This window comes from Klebsiella sp. 10982, assembly GCF_048589245.1.
Taxonomy (GTDB): Bacteria; Pseudomonadota; Gammaproteobacteria; order Enterobacterales; family Enterobacteriaceae; genus Klebsiella; species Klebsiella quasivariicola.
Genome location: NZ_JBMAXV010000007.1, coordinates 145,583 through 161,782, shown reverse-complemented (window position 1 = coordinate 161,782; position 16,200 = coordinate 145,583). Strand labels below are relative to the sequence as shown.

Annotated in this window: 18 protein-coding genes, 1 tRNA gene and 1 pseudogene; 16 read left to right on the top strand and 4 right to left on the bottom strand. The window is 58.2% G+C overall.

Translation table 11 applies throughout. From position 1 onward, the window contains the following. Window positions 1-78 precede the first annotated feature (78 nt). Entirely contained in the window at window positions 79-696 is a 618-nt protein-coding gene (plsY, locus tag ACKLKD_RS08970) for a glycerol-3-phosphate 1-O-acyltransferase PlsY (RefSeq protein ID WP_025710515.1), read from the top strand. A gap of 131 nt (window positions 697-827) precedes the next feature. Beyond that, window positions 828-947, top strand: a complete 120-nt coding sequence (locus ACKLKD_RS08965) for a hypothetical protein (RefSeq protein ID WP_165931763.1) — start codon at window positions 828-830, stop codon at window positions 945-947. Between the two features lie 73 nt (window positions 948-1,020). Here the strand turns inward: ACKLKD_RS08965 and ACKLKD_RS08960 are convergent. Beyond that, window positions 1,021-1,104: pseudogene (locus ACKLKD_RS08960) on the bottom strand (short-chain dehydrogenase); the annotation flags it as partial. Here ACKLKD_RS08960 and ACKLKD_RS08955 point away from each other — a divergent pair. From ACKLKD_RS08955 to ACKLKD_RS08920, 8 genes are all read left to right on the top strand, one after another. Next, on the top strand, window positions 1,094-1,918 hold the full coding sequence (locus tag ACKLKD_RS08955) for an urease accessory protein UreD (RefSeq protein ID WP_025710517.1): 825 nt from the start codon (window positions 1,094-1,096) through the stop codon (window positions 1,916-1,918). The pseudogene ACKLKD_RS08960 and the gene ACKLKD_RS08955 overlap by 11 nt on opposite strands. Window positions 1,919-1,927: 9 nt before the next feature. Then, window positions 1,928-2,230 carry an urease subunit gamma gene (locus ACKLKD_RS08950; protein WP_002916871.1) on the top strand — a complete coding sequence of 101 codons (303 nt, stop codon included), beginning with the start codon at window positions 1,928-1,930 and terminating at the stop codon, window positions 2,228-2,230. A gap of 9 nt (window positions 2,231-2,239) precedes the next feature. Further along, window positions 2,240-2,560: an urease subunit beta gene (locus ACKLKD_RS08945; RefSeq protein ID WP_022064951.1), complete on the top strand. Its 321-nt coding sequence runs from the start codon at window positions 2,240-2,242 to the stop codon at window positions 2,558-2,560. After that, window positions 2,553-4,256, top strand: a complete 1,704-nt coding sequence (gene ureC, locus ACKLKD_RS08940) for an urease subunit alpha (RefSeq protein WP_080897349.1) — start codon at window positions 2,553-2,555, stop codon at window positions 4,254-4,256. Before ACKLKD_RS08945 ends, ureC begins: the two co-directional genes overlap by 8 nt. A 9-nt stretch (window positions 4,257-4,265) precedes the next feature. Then, entirely contained in the window at window positions 4,266-4,742 is a 477-nt protein-coding gene (gene ureE / locus ACKLKD_RS08935) for an urease accessory protein UreE (protein ID WP_004215466.1), read from the top strand. Between the two features lies 1 nt (window position 4,743). After that, entirely contained in the window at window positions 4,744-5,418 is a 675-nt protein-coding gene (locus ACKLKD_RS08930; RefSeq protein ID WP_025710519.1) for an urease accessory protein UreF, read from the top strand. Between the two features lie 8 nt (window positions 5,419-5,426). Beyond that, complete coding sequence (gene ureG, locus ACKLKD_RS08925; RefSeq protein ID WP_002916877.1) at window positions 5,427-6,044, top strand: urease accessory protein UreG; 618 nt, start codon at window positions 5,427-5,429, stop codon at window positions 6,042-6,044. A 153-nt stretch (window positions 6,045-6,197) separates the two neighbouring features. Then, window positions 6,198-7,805, top strand: coding sequence for a purine-cytosine permease family protein (locus tag ACKLKD_RS08920; protein WP_025710520.1), 1,608 nt, complete (start codon window positions 6,198-6,200; stop codon window positions 7,803-7,805). A gap of 44 nt (window positions 7,806-7,849) precedes the next feature. Here the strand turns inward: ACKLKD_RS08920 and tsaD are convergent, their stop codons facing one another. After that, window positions 7,850-8,863, bottom strand: a complete 1,014-nt coding sequence (tsaD, locus tag ACKLKD_RS08915) for a tRNA (adenosine(37)-N6)-threonylcarbamoyltransferase complex transferase subunit TsaD (protein WP_008806537.1) — start codon at window positions 8,861-8,863, stop codon at window positions 7,850-7,852. Window positions 8,864-9,100: 237 nt separating this feature from the next. Here tsaD and rpsU point away from each other — a divergent pair, with 237 nt between their 5' ends. The 3 genes from rpsU to rpoD all read left to right on the top strand — a co-directional run bounded on the left by rpsU (window position 9,101) and on the right by rpoD (window position 13,234). After that, window positions 9,101-9,316 (top strand): 30S ribosomal protein S21, encoded by a 216-nt coding sequence (gene rpsU, locus ACKLKD_RS08910; RefSeq protein ID WP_001144069.1) that lies wholly within the window; start codon window positions 9,101-9,103, stop codon window positions 9,314-9,316. Window positions 9,317-9,427: 111 nt separating this feature from the next. Beyond that, on the top strand, window positions 9,428-11,173 hold the full coding sequence (gene dnaG, locus ACKLKD_RS08905) for a DNA primase (RefSeq protein ID WP_025710521.1): 1,746 nt from the start codon (window positions 9,428-9,430) through the stop codon (window positions 11,171-11,173). A gap of 219 nt (window positions 11,174-11,392) precedes the next feature. Continuing rightward, on the top strand, window positions 11,393-13,234 hold the full coding sequence (gene rpoD, locus ACKLKD_RS08900; RefSeq protein WP_025710522.1) for an RNA polymerase sigma factor RpoD: 1,842 nt from the start codon (window positions 11,393-11,395) through the stop codon (window positions 13,232-13,234). Window positions 13,235-13,333: 99 nt separating this feature from the next. On the opposite strand, the gene mug is transcribed toward rpoD, so the two are convergent. Next, the gene (gene mug, locus ACKLKD_RS08895) at window positions 13,334-13,840 is read right to left on the bottom strand and encodes a G/U mismatch-specific DNA glycosylase (protein WP_002917636.1); all 507 of its coding nucleotides are present in this window, start codon (window positions 13,838-13,840) and stop codon (window positions 13,334-13,336) included. 124 nt (window positions 13,841-13,964) lie between these two features. On the opposite strand from mug, the gene ACKLKD_RS08890 reads away from it, so the two are divergent. Together ACKLKD_RS08890 and ACKLKD_RS08885 are read left to right on the top strand one after the other, a co-directional pair. Beyond that, window positions 13,965-14,040 (top strand) — tRNA-Ile (locus ACKLKD_RS08890). 539 nt (window positions 14,041-14,579) lie between these two features. Continuing rightward, window positions 14,580-14,852 carry a hypothetical protein gene (locus tag ACKLKD_RS08885; protein WP_025710554.1) on the top strand — a complete coding sequence of 91 codons (273 nt, stop codon included), beginning with the start codon at window positions 14,580-14,582 and terminating at the stop codon, window positions 14,850-14,852. Window positions 14,853-14,920: 68 nt separating this feature from the next. On the opposite strand, the gene ACKLKD_RS08880 is transcribed toward ACKLKD_RS08885, so the two are convergent. Then, entirely contained in the window at window positions 14,921-15,286 is a 366-nt protein-coding gene (locus ACKLKD_RS08880) for an HdeA/HdeB family chaperone (protein WP_025710555.1), read from the bottom strand. A gap of 298 nt (window positions 15,287-15,584) precedes the next feature. On the opposite strand from ACKLKD_RS08880, the gene evgA reads away from it, so the two are divergent. Beyond that, window positions 15,585-16,199 carry an acid-sensing system DNA-binding response regulator EvgA gene (gene evgA / locus ACKLKD_RS08875; protein ID WP_025710556.1) on the top strand — a complete coding sequence of 205 codons (615 nt, stop codon included), beginning with the start codon at window positions 15,585-15,587 and terminating at the stop codon, window positions 16,197-16,199. Window position 16,200: the final 1 nt, after the last annotated feature.

Here is a 16,200-nt window from a genome sequence, read left to right as displayed (position 1 = left end):
GATACCACTTCCGGCGAATTATGCGTATTATCCACAGATGCAGAGAATACAACGACATTTTCAAAACGGAACAGCGTTATGAGTGCAATCGCGCCTGGACTGGTACTCCTCGCCTACCTCTGCGGCTCCATTTCCAGCGCCATTCTGGTATGTCGCCTTGCTGGCCTGCCCGACCCACGTGACAGCGGCTCAGGCAACCCCGGGGCCACTAACGTACTACGAATTGGCGGAAAAGGGGCGGCCGTAGCGGTACTTATTTTTGATGTGCTGAAGGGCATGCTCCCGGTGTGGGGCGCCTGGGCGCTGGGCCTTACGCCGTTCTGGCTGGGTTTAGTGGCGATTGCCGCCTGCGTAGGCCATATCTGGCCCATCTTCTTTCATTTCCGCGGTGGCAAAGGCGTCGCCACGGCCTTCGGCGCTATCGCCCCCATCGGTCTCGATCTGACCGGCGTGATGGCCGGGACCTGGCTGCTGACCATCCTGCTCAGCGGCTACTCTTCCCTGGGCGCTATCGTCAGCGCGCTGATCGCCCCGTTTTACGTCTGGTGGTTCAAACCGCAGTACACCTTTCCGGTGTCGATGCTCTCCTGCCTGATCCTGCTGCGCCATCACGACAACATTCAGCGCCTGTGGCGCCGCCAGGAGAGCAAAATCTGGACCCGAGTGAAGAAGAAAAAAACGCCAGAGCAGAAGTAATCTCCCCTCCCGGCTCCGCCAGCCGGGCGACTCTCCTGCGCGAATCGCACCTTTCACCCGCTCTTTTACGCCTCCTCGCCATCAAAGGCGATCATCGCCACATCCCCCTTTTGTAACAATGCGTTAGCGGTATGGAAAGGCAAAAGTTGCGCTGGCGGCTGGCGGCGCGGCGCAACCCGATCCGCCACCTTTTCCGCCGCGGCCAGGCAGCGGATCAGGATATTGACGACAAAGATAATCCGGGTGAATAATTCGGAGCGGTTATGCCGCTTTCCCCTCGCGCCCGTCACGACGCACCGGGTTACGGATGACATAAGCGTTTCATATGACCGGGATAATCACCCACCGATCAATACTCATTGCTGCTGTTTTATCTTGATTTTGCAGGGGCGCAACATTGCACGGCACCGTGTTACCACCACTCAAAAAAGGCTGGCAGGCCACGCTGGATCTGCGCTTTCAGCAGGCCGGCGGCAAGACCGTTCTCGCCAGCGCCCAACACGTCGGCCCGCTGACCGTCCAGCGCCCGTTTTACCCGGAAGAAGAGACCTGTCACCTCTATCTGCTTCACCCGCCCGGCGGCATCGTCGGCGGTGATGAGCTGACGATTAGCGCCCATCTTGACCCCGGCTGCCATACGCTGATAACCATGCCTGGCGCCAGCAAGTTTTACCGCAGCAGCGGCGCGCAAGCGCTGATGCGCCAGCAGTTGACCATTGCCCCGCAGGCGACCCTGGAGTGGCTCCCGCAGGATGCCATCTTTTTTCCCGGGGCCAATGCCCGGCTGTCCACCACCTTTCATCTGTGCGCCTCCAGCACGCTGCTGGCCTGGGACCTGCTCTGCCTTGGCCGCCCGGTGATTGGCGAAACCTTCAGCCATGGCACCCTCAGCAACCGGCTGGAAGTGTGGGTGGATGAGATACCGCTGCTGGTCGAACGCCTGCACCTGCAGGAGGGAGAGTTGTCCAGCGTTGCCGAACGCCCCTGGGTCGGCACTTTGCTGTGCTATCCGGCTACCGACACCCTGCTCGACGGGGTGCGCGACGCGCTGGCGCCGCTCGGTCTCTACGCCGGCGCCACCCTGACCGACCGCCTGCTGACGGTACGTTTCCTCAGTGACGATAATCTGATTTGCCAGCAGGTGATGCGCGACATCTGGCAGTTTCTGCGCCCTCATCTCACCGGCAAATCCCCCGTCCTTCCCCGAATCTGGCTGACTTAAGAGAACGTTATGGAACTGACCCCCCGAGAAAAAGACAAGCTGTTGTTGTTTACCGCCGCGCTGGTGGCGGAACGCCGCCTGGCTCGCGGCCTGAAGCTCAACTATCCGGAGTCCGTGGCCCTGATCAGCGCCTTTATTATGGAAGGCGCCCGCGACGGCAAAAGCGTAGCCTCACTGATGGAGGAAGGCCGTCACGTCCTGACCCGCGAGCAGGTGATGGAGGGCGTCCCGGAAATGATCCCGGATATCCAGGTCGAAGCCACCTTTCCGGACGGCTCGAAGCTGGTCACCGTTCACAACCCGATTATCTGAGGTAGCGCCATGATCCCCGGTGAATATCACGTTAAGCCCGGTCAGATAGCCCTGAATACCGGCCGGGCGACCTGTCGCGTGGTCGTTGAAAACCACGGCGATCGGCCGATTCAGGTCGGTTCGCACTACCATTTCGCCGAGGTCAACCCGGCGCTGAAGTTCGACCGTCAGCAGGCCACTGGCTATCGCCTGAATATCCCGGCCGGCACGGCGGTACGTTTTGAACCCGGCCAGAAACGCGAGGTCGAGCTGGTGGCCTTCGCCGGTCACCGCGCCGTCTTCGGCTTCCGCGGCGAGGTCATGGGCCCTCTGGAGGCAAACGATGAGTAATATTTCACGCCAGGCCTATGCCGACATGTTCGGCCCCACCGTCGGCGACAAGGTGCGCCTGGCGGATACCGAGCTGTGGATCGAAGTGGAAGATGATTTGACCACCTACGGGGAAGAGGTCAAATTCGGCGGCGGCAAAGTGATCCGCGACGGGATGGGTCAGGGACAGATGCTGGCCGACGACTGTGTCGATCTGGTGCTCACCAACGCGCTGATCGTCGATCACTGGGGGATCGTCAAGGCCGATATCGGCGTGAAGGACGGCCGGATCTTCGCCATCGGCAAAGCCGGCAATCCCGATATCCAGCCCAACGTCACCATCCCCATCGGCGCCGCGACGGAAGTGATTGCCGCCGAAGGCAAGATCGTCACCGCCGGCGGGATCGATACCCATATTCACTGGATCTGTCCGCAGCAGGCGGAAGAGGCGCTGGTCTCCGGCGTGACCACCATGGTCGGCGGCGGCACCGGCCCGGCCGCGGGCACCCACGCCACCACCTGTACCCCGGGCCCGTGGTATATCTCACGCATGCTGCAGGCGGCCGACAGCCTGCCGGTCAATATCGGCCTGCTGGGCAAGGGCAACGTTTCTCAGCCGGATGCCCTGCGCGAGCAGGTAGCGGCGGGCGTCATTGGCCTGAAAATTCATGAGGACTGGGGCGCCACCCCGGCGGCGATCGACTGTGCGTTAACCGTCGCCGATGAAATGGACATTCAGGTCGCCCTGCACAGCGACACCCTCAATGAGTCCGGTTTTGTGGAAGATACCCTCGCCGCCATCGGCGGGCGCACTATTCACACCTTTCATACCGAAGGGGCCGGCGGCGGCCATGCGCCGGACATCATCACCGCCTGCGCCCATCCGAACATTTTGCCGTCGTCCACCAACCCAACGCTGCCCTACACCCTCAACACCATCGATGAACATCTCGATATGCTGATGGTCTGCCACCATCTGGACCCGGACATTGCCGAGGACGTGGCCTTTGCCGAATCGCGTATTCGCCGGGAAACCATCGCCGCGGAAGACGTGCTGCACGACCTCGGCGCTTTCTCGCTCACCTCATCCGATTCGCAGGCCATGGGCCGCGTCGGGGAAGTGATTCTCCGCACCTGGCAGGTGGCGCATCGCATGAAGGTGCAGCGCGGAGCGATGGCGGAGGAGACCGGGGATAACGACAACTTCCGCGTGAAGCGCTACATCGCCAAATACACCATCAACCCGGCGCTGACCCACGGCATCGCACACGAAGTCGGATCCATTGAGGTGGGTAAGCTGGCTGACCTCGTGGTCTGGTCACCAGCCTTCTTCGGCGTGAAACCGGCCACCGTGATCAAAGGCGGCATGATCGCCATCGCGCCGATGGGCGATATCAATGCCTCTATTCCGACCCCGCAGCCGGTGCACTACCGCCCGATGTTTGGCGCGCTGGGCAGCGCCCGCCATCACTGCCGCCTCACCTTCCTGTCGCAGGCGGCGGCAGCCAATGGCGTTGCCGGGCGGCTGAACCTGCGCAGCGCGATCGCCGTGGTGAAAGGCTGCCGTACGGTGCAGAAAGCCGACATGGTGCACAACAGTCTGCAGCCTAACATCACCGTCGACGCCCAGACCTATGAGGTACGGGTGGATGGCGAACTTATCACCAGCGAGCCGGCAGACGTTCTGCCGATGGCGCAACGATATTTTCTGTTTTAAGGAGAGCGGATGCTTTATTTAACTCAACGTCTGGAGATCCCCAGCGCCGCGACCGCCAGCGTTACGCTGCCGATTGATGTTCGCGTCAAAAGCCGGGTTAAGGTCACCCTCAACGATGGCCGGGAAGCCGGCCTGCTGCTGCCCCGCGGCCTGCTGCTGCGCGGCGGCGATGTGCTCAGCAACGAAGAAGGCACCGAGTTTGTGCAGGTGATTGCCGCTGATGAAGGGGTGTCGGTAGTGCGCTGCGACGATCCGTTTATGCTGGCGAAGGCCTGCTACCACCTCGGCAACCGTCACGTGCCGCTGCAGATCATGCCGGGCGAGCTGCGCTACCATCACGATCACGTACTGGACGATATGCTGCGCCAGTTCGGCCTGACGGTGACCTTTGGCCAGCTGCCGTTCGAGCCGGAAGCCGGCGCTTACGCCAGCGAGAGCCACGGTCATCATCATGCTCATCATGACCACCACGCTCACAGCCACTAGCATGTCGACAGCGGAACAACGCCTGCGGCTGATGCAGCTGGCCAGCAGCAACCTGCCGGTAGGGGGTTACAGCTGGTCCCAGGGGCTGGAGTGGGCTGTGGAAGCCGGCTGGGTGCCGGACGTCGCGGCCTTCGAGCGCTGGCAGCGACGCCAGATGACGGAAGGCTTTTTTACCGTTGACCTGCCGCTGTTCGCCCGCCTGTACCGCGCCTGCGAACAAGGCGATATCGCTGCGGCCCAGCGCTGGACCGCCTATCTGCTGGCCTGCCGGGAGACCCGTGAACTGCGGGAGGAGGAGCGCAACCGCGGTGCGGCGTTTGCCCGTCTGCTGAGCGACTGGCAGCCGGACTGCCCGCCGGCGTGGCGCACGCTGTGCCAGCAAAGCCAGCTCGCCGGGATGGCCTGGCTCGGCGTGCGCTGGCGCATCGCGCTGCCCGAGATGGCCCTCAGCCTGGGCTACAGCTGGATTGAGAGCGCCGTAATGGCCGGCGTCAAGCTGGTGCCCTTCGGCCAGCAGGCCGCCCAGCAGCTGATTTTACGTCTTTGTGATCACTACGCGGCCCAGATGCCCCGCGCGCTGGCCGCACCGGACGGCGATATCGGATCGGCCACCCCGCTCGCCGCTATCGCCTCTGCCCGGCATGAAACCCAATACTCCCGATTATTCCGTTCCTAGGAGAAGCCATGAACTCTTATAAACACCCGCTGCGCGTCGGCGTCGGCGGCCCGGTCGGCTCCGGTAAAACCGCTTTGCTGGAAGCGCTGTGCAAAGCGATGCGTGATACCTGGCAGCTGGCGGTGGTCACTAACGACATCTACACCAAAGAAGATCAGCGCATCCTTACCGAAGCGGGCGCGCTGGCGCCTGAACGCATTGTCGGTGTGGAAACCGGCGGCTGCCCGCATACGGCGATCCGCGAAGATGCCTCGATGAACCTCGCCGCCGTAGAAGCGCTGAGTGAAAAATTCGGTAACCTCGACCTTATCTTCGTGGAAAGCGGCGGCGACAACCTGAGCGCCACCTTCAGCCCGGAGCTGGCGGATCTGACCATCTACGTCATTGACGTGGCCGAAGGGGAGAAGATCCCGCGCAAAGGCGGGCCGGGGATCACCAAATCCGATTTTCTGGTGATCAATAAAACCGACCTTGCCCCCTATGTGGGCGCGTCGCTGGAGGTGATGGCGAGCGATACCCAGCGTATGCGCGGCGATCGCCCATGGACCTTCACCAACCTGAAGCAGGGCGACGGCCTGAGCACCATTATCGCCTTCCTCGAAGACAAAGGCATGCTCGGCAAATAGGCCTGTTGCACCAGCCGGGCGCAGGCGCGTCCGGATGGTGCAGCCTCTGCTCTCTCTCTATATCACCCTGCCCCCACCTCCGCGCCACGCCTGCCCTGCAATATGGCATAAGGTTTGCTAATTCAAGTCATGCCTAACCATTAAGGAATGACTATGTCATCACTGGATCTCAACCCTGAATTACCCGCGACGACGCGGACTTCCGGCTCCCGGGAAACCTTAGAAGATTACACCTTACGTTACGCCCCGCTGAGCTTTCGCCGCTGGGGACCGGGCGTCGTCGCGGTCACCGCGCTGGGCGGCATCGCCTATCTGGCCGACTTTTCCATCGGCGCCAGCATCGGTATGGCGTGGGGCACCAGCAACGCCATCTATTCGATCCTGGTGGCGGCGCTGGTGATCTTCCTCACCGGTATTCCGCTGGCGATCACCGCCGCGCGCTACAACATTGACCTTGACCTGATCACCCGCAGCGCCGGCTTCGGCTATTTCGGCTCGGTGATCACCAGCATTATTTTTGCCGGCTTCACCTTTATCTTCTTCGCCCTCGAAGGCTCGATCATGGCCCAGGGGCTGCTGGTGGGCCTCGGGATCCCGCTGTGGATGGGATATCTGATCGCCACCCTGATGGTGCTCCCGCTGGTGGTCTATGGCATGAAAGCCCTGACCCGCCTGCAGGTGTGGACCACGCCACTGTGGCTGGTGCTGATGGTGGTGCCGGTGGCGTGGCTGATTGTCAAAGATCCGCAGCTGGTGGACGGCTTCCTGCATTTCGCCGGTAAAAACAACGCGTCGACGGTGGATATCACCGCCATCATGCTCGGCGCCGGGGTATGCCTGTCGCTGATCATGCAGATTGGCGAGCAAATTGATTACCTGCGCTTTATGCCGCCTAAGACTGCAGAGAACCGTAAAAGCTGGTGGCTGGCGGTCTTTTCCGCCGGCCCGGGCTGGGTGGTGTTAGGCGCGATCAAACAGATCATCGGCGCCTTCCTCGGCTTCTATCTGTTGACCCGTTTCCCGGCGGTGCACAATACCGAACCGGTGCAGCAGTTCGTCAGCGTCTTCGATAACCTGGTGCCCGGCTGGCTGGCTCTGACGCTGGCGGTGGTGCTGGTGGTGATCTCGCAGATCAAAATTAACGTCACCAATGCCTACTCCGGCTCGCTGGCGTGGACCAGCGCCTGGACCCGCACCACCAAACGCTATCCGGGACGGATTATTTTTGTGGTGGTCAACCTGGCGATTGCTCTGGCGCTGATGGAAGGCGATATGTTCAGCGCTCTGTCGTGGATCCTCGGTTTTTACTCCAACTTCGCTATCGCCTGGGTCGTGGTGGTGGCGACCGACATCACCTTTAATAAAGGCCTGCTCAAGCTGGCGCCGGCGCAGCCGGAGTATCGTCGCGGCATGATCTACAACGTTAACCCGGTGGGCGTGGTCTCCTTTGGCCTTGCCGCCGGGCTGTCGATCTGCGCCTTCTTCGGCCTGCTGGGAACGACGCTGGCGCCGTTCTCGCCGCTGATTGCGCTGGTCGTCGCCTTTGTCATGACCCCGCTGATGGGGATCCTCACCCGCGGACGCTACTATATTAAGCAAGTGGATGACGGCATCGCCGAACCGCGCTATGACGCGGCGGGGAACGCCTCTACCACCGTGTATCAATGCGTTAGCTGTGAGGAAGAGTACGAGCGCCCGGATGTGATGCACTCGCACAAGCATCAGGGAGCCATCTGCTCGCTGTGTAAAAGTATGGAGTAGTCAGGAAGGCAGGCCGACGTAGCGTCGGCCTGTTTCAGGACGCGTCAGGCGGCAGGCAGCTCGGCCAGCGGCCAGCGCGGGCGAACCGTCACGCCGAGCTCGGCTTTGGCGCCGGTTTGCAGACGCACCATGCCGGCGTAGGCGATCATCGCGCCGTTGTCAGTACAGAACTCAGGGCGGGCGTAGAACACCTCGCCGCCGCGTTTTTGCATCATCTCCGCCAGCTTCGCCCGCAGGGTACGGTTGGCGCTCACGCCTCCCGCCATCACCAGACGCTTAAAGCCAGTTTGCTCCAGCGCGCGGCGACATTTAATCATCAGCGTATCGACGACCGCATCCTCAAACGCCCGGGCGATGTCGGCGCGGGTTTGCTCATCGTCGCCATTATTACGAATGGTGTTGGCGGCGAAAGTTTTCAGGCCGGAGAAGCTGAAATCGAGCCCCGGCCGGTCGGTCATCGGCCGCGGGAAGACGAAGCGGCCTTCGGTGCCCTGAGCGGCCATTTTCGATAACATCGGCCCGCCGGGATAATCCAGCCCCAGCAGTTTCGCGGTTTTATCAAAGGCTTCGCCCGCCGCATCGTCAATCGACTCGCCCAGCAGTTCATACTGGCCGATGCCGGTGACGCTGATCAGTTGGGTGTGGCCGCCGGAAACCAGCAGCGCGACGAACGGGAACGCCGGCGGGTTATCTTCCAGCATCGGCGCCAGCAGATGCCCTTCCATATGGTGTACCGGGATCGCCGGCACGTTCCAGGCAAACGCCAGCGAGCGGCCAACGGTCGCCCCGACCAGCAGCGCGCCGACCAGGCCAGGACCCGCCGTATAGGCAACGGCGTCGATATCTTTCGCCGTCAGGCCGGCTTCTTTCAGCGCCGCCTGGATCAGCGGCACCGTTTTGCGCACGTGGTCGCGCGATGCCAGCTCCGGCACCACGCCGCCGTAATCCGCATGCAGTTTCACCTGACTATACAGTTGGTTGGCTAACAGACCTTGCTGGTCGTCATAAATCGCGATGCCGGTTTCATCGCAGGATGTTTCAATACCCAGTACACGCATGAGTTGTTTTACCTCGCTTCAATACCGCGCAGTGTAGGTCCAATGACCGGCGATGTAAAACTTTGCTCACCCCTGGTGCTCTCTTCGTGTATACTCCTCACCCTTATAAAAGTCCCTTTCAAAAAAGGCGCCGGTGCTTTACAAAGCAGCAGTAGTTGCAGTAAAATTCCGCACCATTTTGAAATAAGCTGGCATTGCGGCCAGCGGCAAACCGAATTAATCAAAGGTGAGAGGCACATGCCGGTAATTAAAGTACGTGAAAACGAGCCGTTCGACGTAGCTCTGCGTCGCTTCAAGCGTTCCTGCGAAAAAGCAGGTGTTCTGGCGGAAGTTCGTCGTCGTGAGTTCTATGAAAAACCGACTACCGAACGTAAGCGCGCTAAAGCTTCTGCAGTGAAACGTCACGCGAAGAAACTGGCTCGCGAAAACGCACGCCGTACTCGTCTGTACTAATCTGTTGAGAGCGACGCTCTCAATTCAGACCGAGTTGTAGTTGTAAGGCCGTGCTTCCGAAAGGAATGCGCGGCTTATTTTCGTTTATAGTCATCAGAAATAACGGGGCTTATGGCTGGACGAATTCCACGTGTATTTATTAGCGATCTGCTTGCCAGAACCGACATCGTCGATCTGATCGATGCGCGGGTAAAGCTGAAAAAGCAGGGCAAAAATTTTCACGCGTGCTGTCCGTTCCATAACGAAAAAACCCCCTCTTTCACCGTCAACGGTGAAAAACAGTTTTACCACTGCTTCGGCTGCGGGGCGCACGGCAATGCTATCGACTTCCTGATGAACTACGACAAGCTCGAGTTCGTGGAAACGGTCGAAGAGCTGGCCGCCATGCACAACCTCGAAGTGCCTTATGAAGCAGGCAACGGACCCAGCCAGATAGAGCGCCATCAACGGCAGAACCTCTACCAGTTACTGGATGGTCTGAATACGTTTTATCAACAGTCTCTGATGCAACCCGCCGCCGACCCTGCGCGCCAGTACCTGGCAAAACGGGGATTAAGCAGCGAGGTGATTACGCGCTTTGCCATCGGCTATGCTCCCCCGGGTTGGGATAACGTTTTAAAACGTTTTGGCGGCAATCAGGAAAACCGCCAGTCGCTTATTGATGCCGGCATGCTGGTCACCAACGATCAGGGGCGCAGTTACGACCGCTTCCGCGAACGGGTGATGTTTCCCATCCGCGATAAGCGAGGCCGGGTAATTGGGTTTGGCGGACGAGTGCTGGGCGATGCCCTGCCGAAGTATCTGAACTCCCCGGAAACCGACATATTCCATAAAGGCCGCCAGCTGTATGGCCTGTATGAAGCGCAGCAGGACAACCCCGAACCACCGCGTTTACTGGTTGTCGAAGGGTATATGGACGTCGTGGCGCTGGCGCAATACGACATCAACTATGCCGTAGCGTCGTTGGGCACTTCAACCACGGCCGACCATATCCAGCTGCTGTTTCGGGTGACCAATAACGTCATCTGCTGCTACGACGGCGACCGGGCCGGCCGCGATGCTGCCTGGCGCGCGCTGGAGACAGCGCTGCCGTACATGACCGATGGTCGCCAGCTACGCTTTATGTTTCTGCCTGACGGCGAAGACCCGGATACGCTGGTGCGTAAAGAGGGCAAAGCGGCGTTCGAGGCGCGGATGGAGCAGGCTCAGCCGCTCTCCACGTTCTTGTTTAACAGCCTGCTGCCGCAGGTCGATCTGAGTACTCCGGACGGGCGCGCGCAGCTGAGCACGCTGGCGCTGCCGCTGATAACCCAGGTCCCGGGCGAAACCCTGCGCATCTATTTGCGCCAGGAACTGGGCAACAAACTGGGCATTTTAGATGACGCGCAGCTTGAACGTTTAATGCCAAAACAGGCGGAAAATGGCGCGCCGCGTCCCGCACCACAGCTAAAACGCACGACCATGCGTATACTGATAGGACTGCTGGTGCAAAACCCGGATCTGGCGCCGTTAGTCCCGCCGCTGGAGGGACTGGACTCGCGCAAAATGCCGGGGCTTGGCCTGTTCAGCGAACTGGTGAAAAGCTGTCTGGCGCAGCCTGGTCTGACAACCGGGCAACTTTTAGAGCAATATCGCGGCACAAAAGAGGCCGCCACCCTTGAAAAACTGTCGATGTGGGACGATATAGCAGATAAAGATATCGCTGAACAAACCTTCACCGACTCGCTCAACCATATGTTTGATTCACTGCTGGAACTGCGACAGGAAGAGTTGATAGCTCGCGATCGCACACACGGTTTAAGCAGTGAAGAACGCCGGGAACTCTGGACCATCAGCCAGGAGCTGGCGAAGAAATAAATGACAGACTCAGTCATTCACGTTGCATCGATGCAGCACCAGAACGCAGGGTAACGTGAAGGACACCGTATTTAACGGCTTAAGTGCCGAGTATCGATCGGGAAGCCCCCGACAGCCGCACAGAGGCGCAGCGGCAATAATATAAGTACGCCCTCGCTTTAAATGTCGACAGCCCGCCTGCCGACACCAATCAAACGAATTAAGTGTGGATACCGTCTTATGGAGCAAAACCCGCAGTCACAGCTGAAGCTTCTTGTCCAACGTGGTAAGGAGCAAGGCTATCTGACCTATGCCGAGGTCAATGACCATCTGCCGGAAGATATCGTCGATTCCGATCAGATCGAAGACATCATCCAAATGATCAACGACATGGGCATTCAGGTGATGGAAGAAGCACCGGATGCCGATGATCTGATGCTGGCCGAAAACACCGCGGATGAAGATGCTGCCGAAGCCGCCGCGCAGGTGCTCTCCAGCGTGGAATCCGAAATCGGGCGGACAACCGACCCGGTGCGCATGTACATGCGCGAAATGGGTACCGTAGAGCTGCTGACCCGTGAAGGCGAAATCGACATCGCCAAACGTATCGAAGACGGCATCAACCAGGTGCAGTGTTCCGTTGCCGAATATCCGGAAGCGATCACCTACCTGCTTGAGCAGTACGACCGTGTCGAAGCGGAAGAAGCCCGTCTGTCCGATCTGATCACCGGTTTCGTCGATCCGAACGCCGAAGAAGATATGGCGCCGACCGCCACCCACGTTGGCTCCGAACTGTCTCAGGAAGAGATGGATGACGACGAAGACGAAGACGAAGATGAAGACGCCGACGACAACAGCGATGACGACAACAGCATCGATCCTGAGCTGGCCCGTGAGAAGTTCGCCGAGCTGCGTACCCAGTACGAGCTGACGCGTGACACCATCAAAGCCAAAGGTCGTAGCCATGCCGACGCCCAGGAAGAGATCCTGAAGCTGTCTGAAGTCTTCAAGCAGTTCCGCCTGGTGCCGAAGCAGTTCGATTATCTGGTCAACAGCATGCGCAGCATGATGGATCGCGTTCGTACTCAGGAACGTATCATCATGAAGCTGTGCGTTGAGCAGTGCAAAATGCCGAAGAAAAACTTCATCACGCTGTTCACCGGCAATGAAACCAGCGAAACCTGGTTCAACGCCGCGGTGGCAATGAACAAGCCGTGGTCTGAGAAGCTGCTGGAAGTGAAAGAAGACGTGCAGCGCGGTCTGCAGAAGCTGCAGCAGATCGAAGAAGAGACCGGCCTGACCATCGAGCAGGTGAAGGATATCAACCGTCGCATGTCCATCGGTGAAGCGAAAGCCCGCCGTGCGAAAAAAGAGATGGTGGAAGCGAACCTGCGTCTGGTTATCTCGATCGCCAAGAAATACACCAACCGCGGTCTGCAGTTCCTCGACCTGATTCAGGAAGGCAACATCGGTCTGATGAAAGCGGTCGATAAGTTCGAATACCGTCGCGGCTACAAGTTCTCAACCTACGCCACCTGGTGGATCCGTCAGGCCATCACCCGCTCCATCGCGGATCAGGCGCGCACCATCCGTATTCCGGTGCATATGATTGAGACGATTAACAAGCTCAACCGTATCTCCCGTCAGATGCTGCAGGAGATGGGCCGTGAACCGACGCCGGAAGAGCTGGCTGAGCGTATGCTGATGCCGGAAGACAAAATCCGTAAAGTGCTGAAGATCGCCAAAGAGCCTATCTCCATGGAAACGCCGATCGGCGACGATGAAGATTCGCATCTGGGGGATTTCATCGAGGATACCACCCTCGAGCTGCCGCTGGATTCTGCGACCACCGAGAGCCTGCGTGCGGCAACGCACGACGTGCTGGCCGGCCTCACCGCTCGTGAAGCGAAAGTCCTGCGTATGCGTTTCGGTATCGATATGAACACCGACCACACGCTGGAAGAAGTAGGTAAACAGTTCGACGTTACCCGCGAACGTATCCGTCAGATCGAAGCGAAGGCGCTGCGTAAACTGCGTCACCCGAGTCGTTCTGAAGTGCTGCGTAGCTTCCTCGACGATTAATCGTCGCGGGACATCGTCTACAGCCTGTTAAAAAGCTCCCTGCGGGGAGCTTTTTTTATGGCGTTCAGGTGGCCCTCCGGGGAAAGTCGCCTCTCTCCGCTACTGGCCGCGGGTTGCCAGGGCATCGTCCAGTTCACGATAGGCCGCCACCAGCTTATCAAGCGTCGCCCGGTTTAAGCCGCTGGGATTGGGCAGCACCCACACCTGGGTCGTCCCGATGGTCATAGCCTGTTTCCCCCACTTCGCGCCGCGCTGGTTAAAGGCCAGCTCGAAGGCCTGCTTGCCGAGCACCGCCAGCGCCTGCGGCTGATACTCCTCAATCTTCCTCACCAGCTCACGGCCGCCGCTGCGCAGCTCCTGTAGGGCGACCTCGCTGGCCTGCACCGTCGGTCGCTCTACCAGCATGGTGATGCCGCAGCGCGTATCCAGCAGCTGCAGCTCCTCTTCCGGCCTGAGCTGCCGATCGGTGAATCCGGCCTGATGGATGACCTTCCAGAAGCGATTGCCAGGATGGGCAAAATGAAAGCCGGTATGGGCGGAGGACTTCCCCGGGTTGATACCGCAAAAGACAACGCGCAGGCCCGGCGCAAGGATATCGCTAATCATATTTTCTCCGGCTGTATGGCTAAAACATGATTATAAAGGATTGAAAATGCATTGTTTATAAAAACAGCAGCTGCGCGCTTTACGCTGGATTGCAACCGTCAGTTACTTTATAATCCCTCGCCACGGCCCCTTAGCTCAGTGGTTAGAGCAGGCGACTCATAATCGCTTGGTCGTTGGTTCAAACCCAACAGGGGCCACCAAATTTTAGCTTTAAAATCATATAATTAAGCTACTCGAAAGAGTGGCTTTTTTGTTCCCGAATTTTAAAAGGGCACCACAAACCGCTGAGCATTGCGCAGGGCTTAGCGTTTTGTCGCTATCCCATAAAGAGGATAAAAAGTCCGTGATAGCGCAGGGAAAATTTTTGCTTACGCTAAAATAGATAGCATTCTGCCTTGCAAAATATTGCTCAGAGCATCTCGGGCAGTCCATAACCGCCGCACTCCTGTTGACTTCGGTCTTACTACGCAATGTTGTCTTAAAATATCTTTCATTTCTGCAATGCTGGAATTCGTACTACTTACGATAAATGTAACAACTCAGGTCAATTTCCGAAAAATAACCATAGCCTGCGCCAGCTGATCAAAATCAATACTCTCTTCCCGCCGCTCTTATATATAACCCGCTGACTTACAAAAAGGATGAAATGATGAAAATACGGGATATATCAGTCAGTATCTGTCTGGGACTTTTATTAATGGGTTGCGTAGCTAAACCGCCCATGGCGACGGAAAGTGAAATGAAAGAGGCGGCCGCCTTTGCTTTTAATGTCGATGCTTCGCAGGTGACAATTTCCGATGCGAAGCAGCAGGATGTGAAAACCAACTTTGTGGCCACTATCGGCAAAACCAGCCATCGCTGCTATGTGACGAAAGCCGCCGAGCCGAAACTTTACGGGCTGATCCCCCTGGGCGGCGGCAGTACCGTCTCGGATGCCATTTGTGCTGGCAGCAACCCGACATCAGCGAGCAAAACTTGTGACGCCCTGTCAAAACAAGCGGGCCGCTGCTAATTCACCGCGCAGCAGAAGGCCGTTAACTGCACATTTAGTCACTTTCTTTGCTACTTTACCGCGGTCGCTTAGTTCAGCGACCGCACCTGCTGGTAAGAATTGAGCCGTTCACGCAGCGAAGTCAGCCACGCATCCGGCTCCTGGCGGCAGATTTCGGTGAGGATCGGCGTCAGCACCAGCTCGGCTTCATGAAAGTCAGTCCACTCCGGCGGCTCCAGTGAAAAAGGATCGTTCATCAGCCAGATCACCATCGGCGTCCAGGTACGCGGATCCAGCTGCAGATAATCCTGACAGCGCATCATATCGCGGGTCCGCACCTCAGGCGGCGATACGTCTTTTCCCACCGCGGCGCTACTTAATGCCAATACTGTTATTCCTGCCATCAGATGTTTCCAAACCCATTTTCGCCAGAGGGCGGGCTTTGCTTCTTTCATTGTTATTATTTTACCTGCCAGTTGTCGCCAGAGAATATTTCCTGGCAATTGCCTTAAAAAAGCAGATTAATCGTTTGCATTTTTTTTAACAGCAGACAGCGCTGAAGCCAGTGAACGCCTGTTCCTACAGCTGTCAGCCAGATATGCAAATATATTCGCCAGGCTCTACTCCACAATATTTTCCCGACCGAAAACGATTTGTGTTACAATTGCGCCTTATTACGGCACCGATAAAAATAACCCCCGCCGCACCTGCACCAGGCATCGCCCTTCTTTTTTTACCAGGATTTACGCCCCCATGAACGCGATAATCATTGACGATCATCCATTGGCACGTATCGCCATTCGCAATCTTCTCGATACCAACGGCATTACCGTCGCGGCAGAGCTCGACAGCGGCGCCCATGCCGTGCAGACCGCGGAAAGCATGCAGCCTGACCTGCTGATCGTCGACGTCGATATTCCGGAACTCAGCGGTATCGAGGTGCTGGAGCAGCTGCGCAAACGCCGCTACCAGGGAAAAATCATCATCATTTCCGCAAAGAATGAATTGTTCTACGGCAAACGCAGCGCCGACTGCGGAGCAAATGGTTTTGTGAGTAAAAAAGAGGGAATGAATAATATCCTCGCCGCAATCGACGCGGCCAATAATGGCTATAGCTATTTCCCTTTTTCACTGGAGCGCTTCTGCACCCACGGCATCACCGACCAGGATCGGTTGGATACGCTGTCAACACAGGAGATGAAGGTGTTCCGCTATATTCTCAGCGGCGTCGACTACACCACCATCGGCAGCAAAATGAATATCAGCAATAAAACGGTAAGTACCTATAAGGTCCGTCTGATGGATAAATTAGGCTGCGGCTCCCTGCTTGAGCTTTATGACTTTGCGCAGCGCAATAAAATAGGGTGAT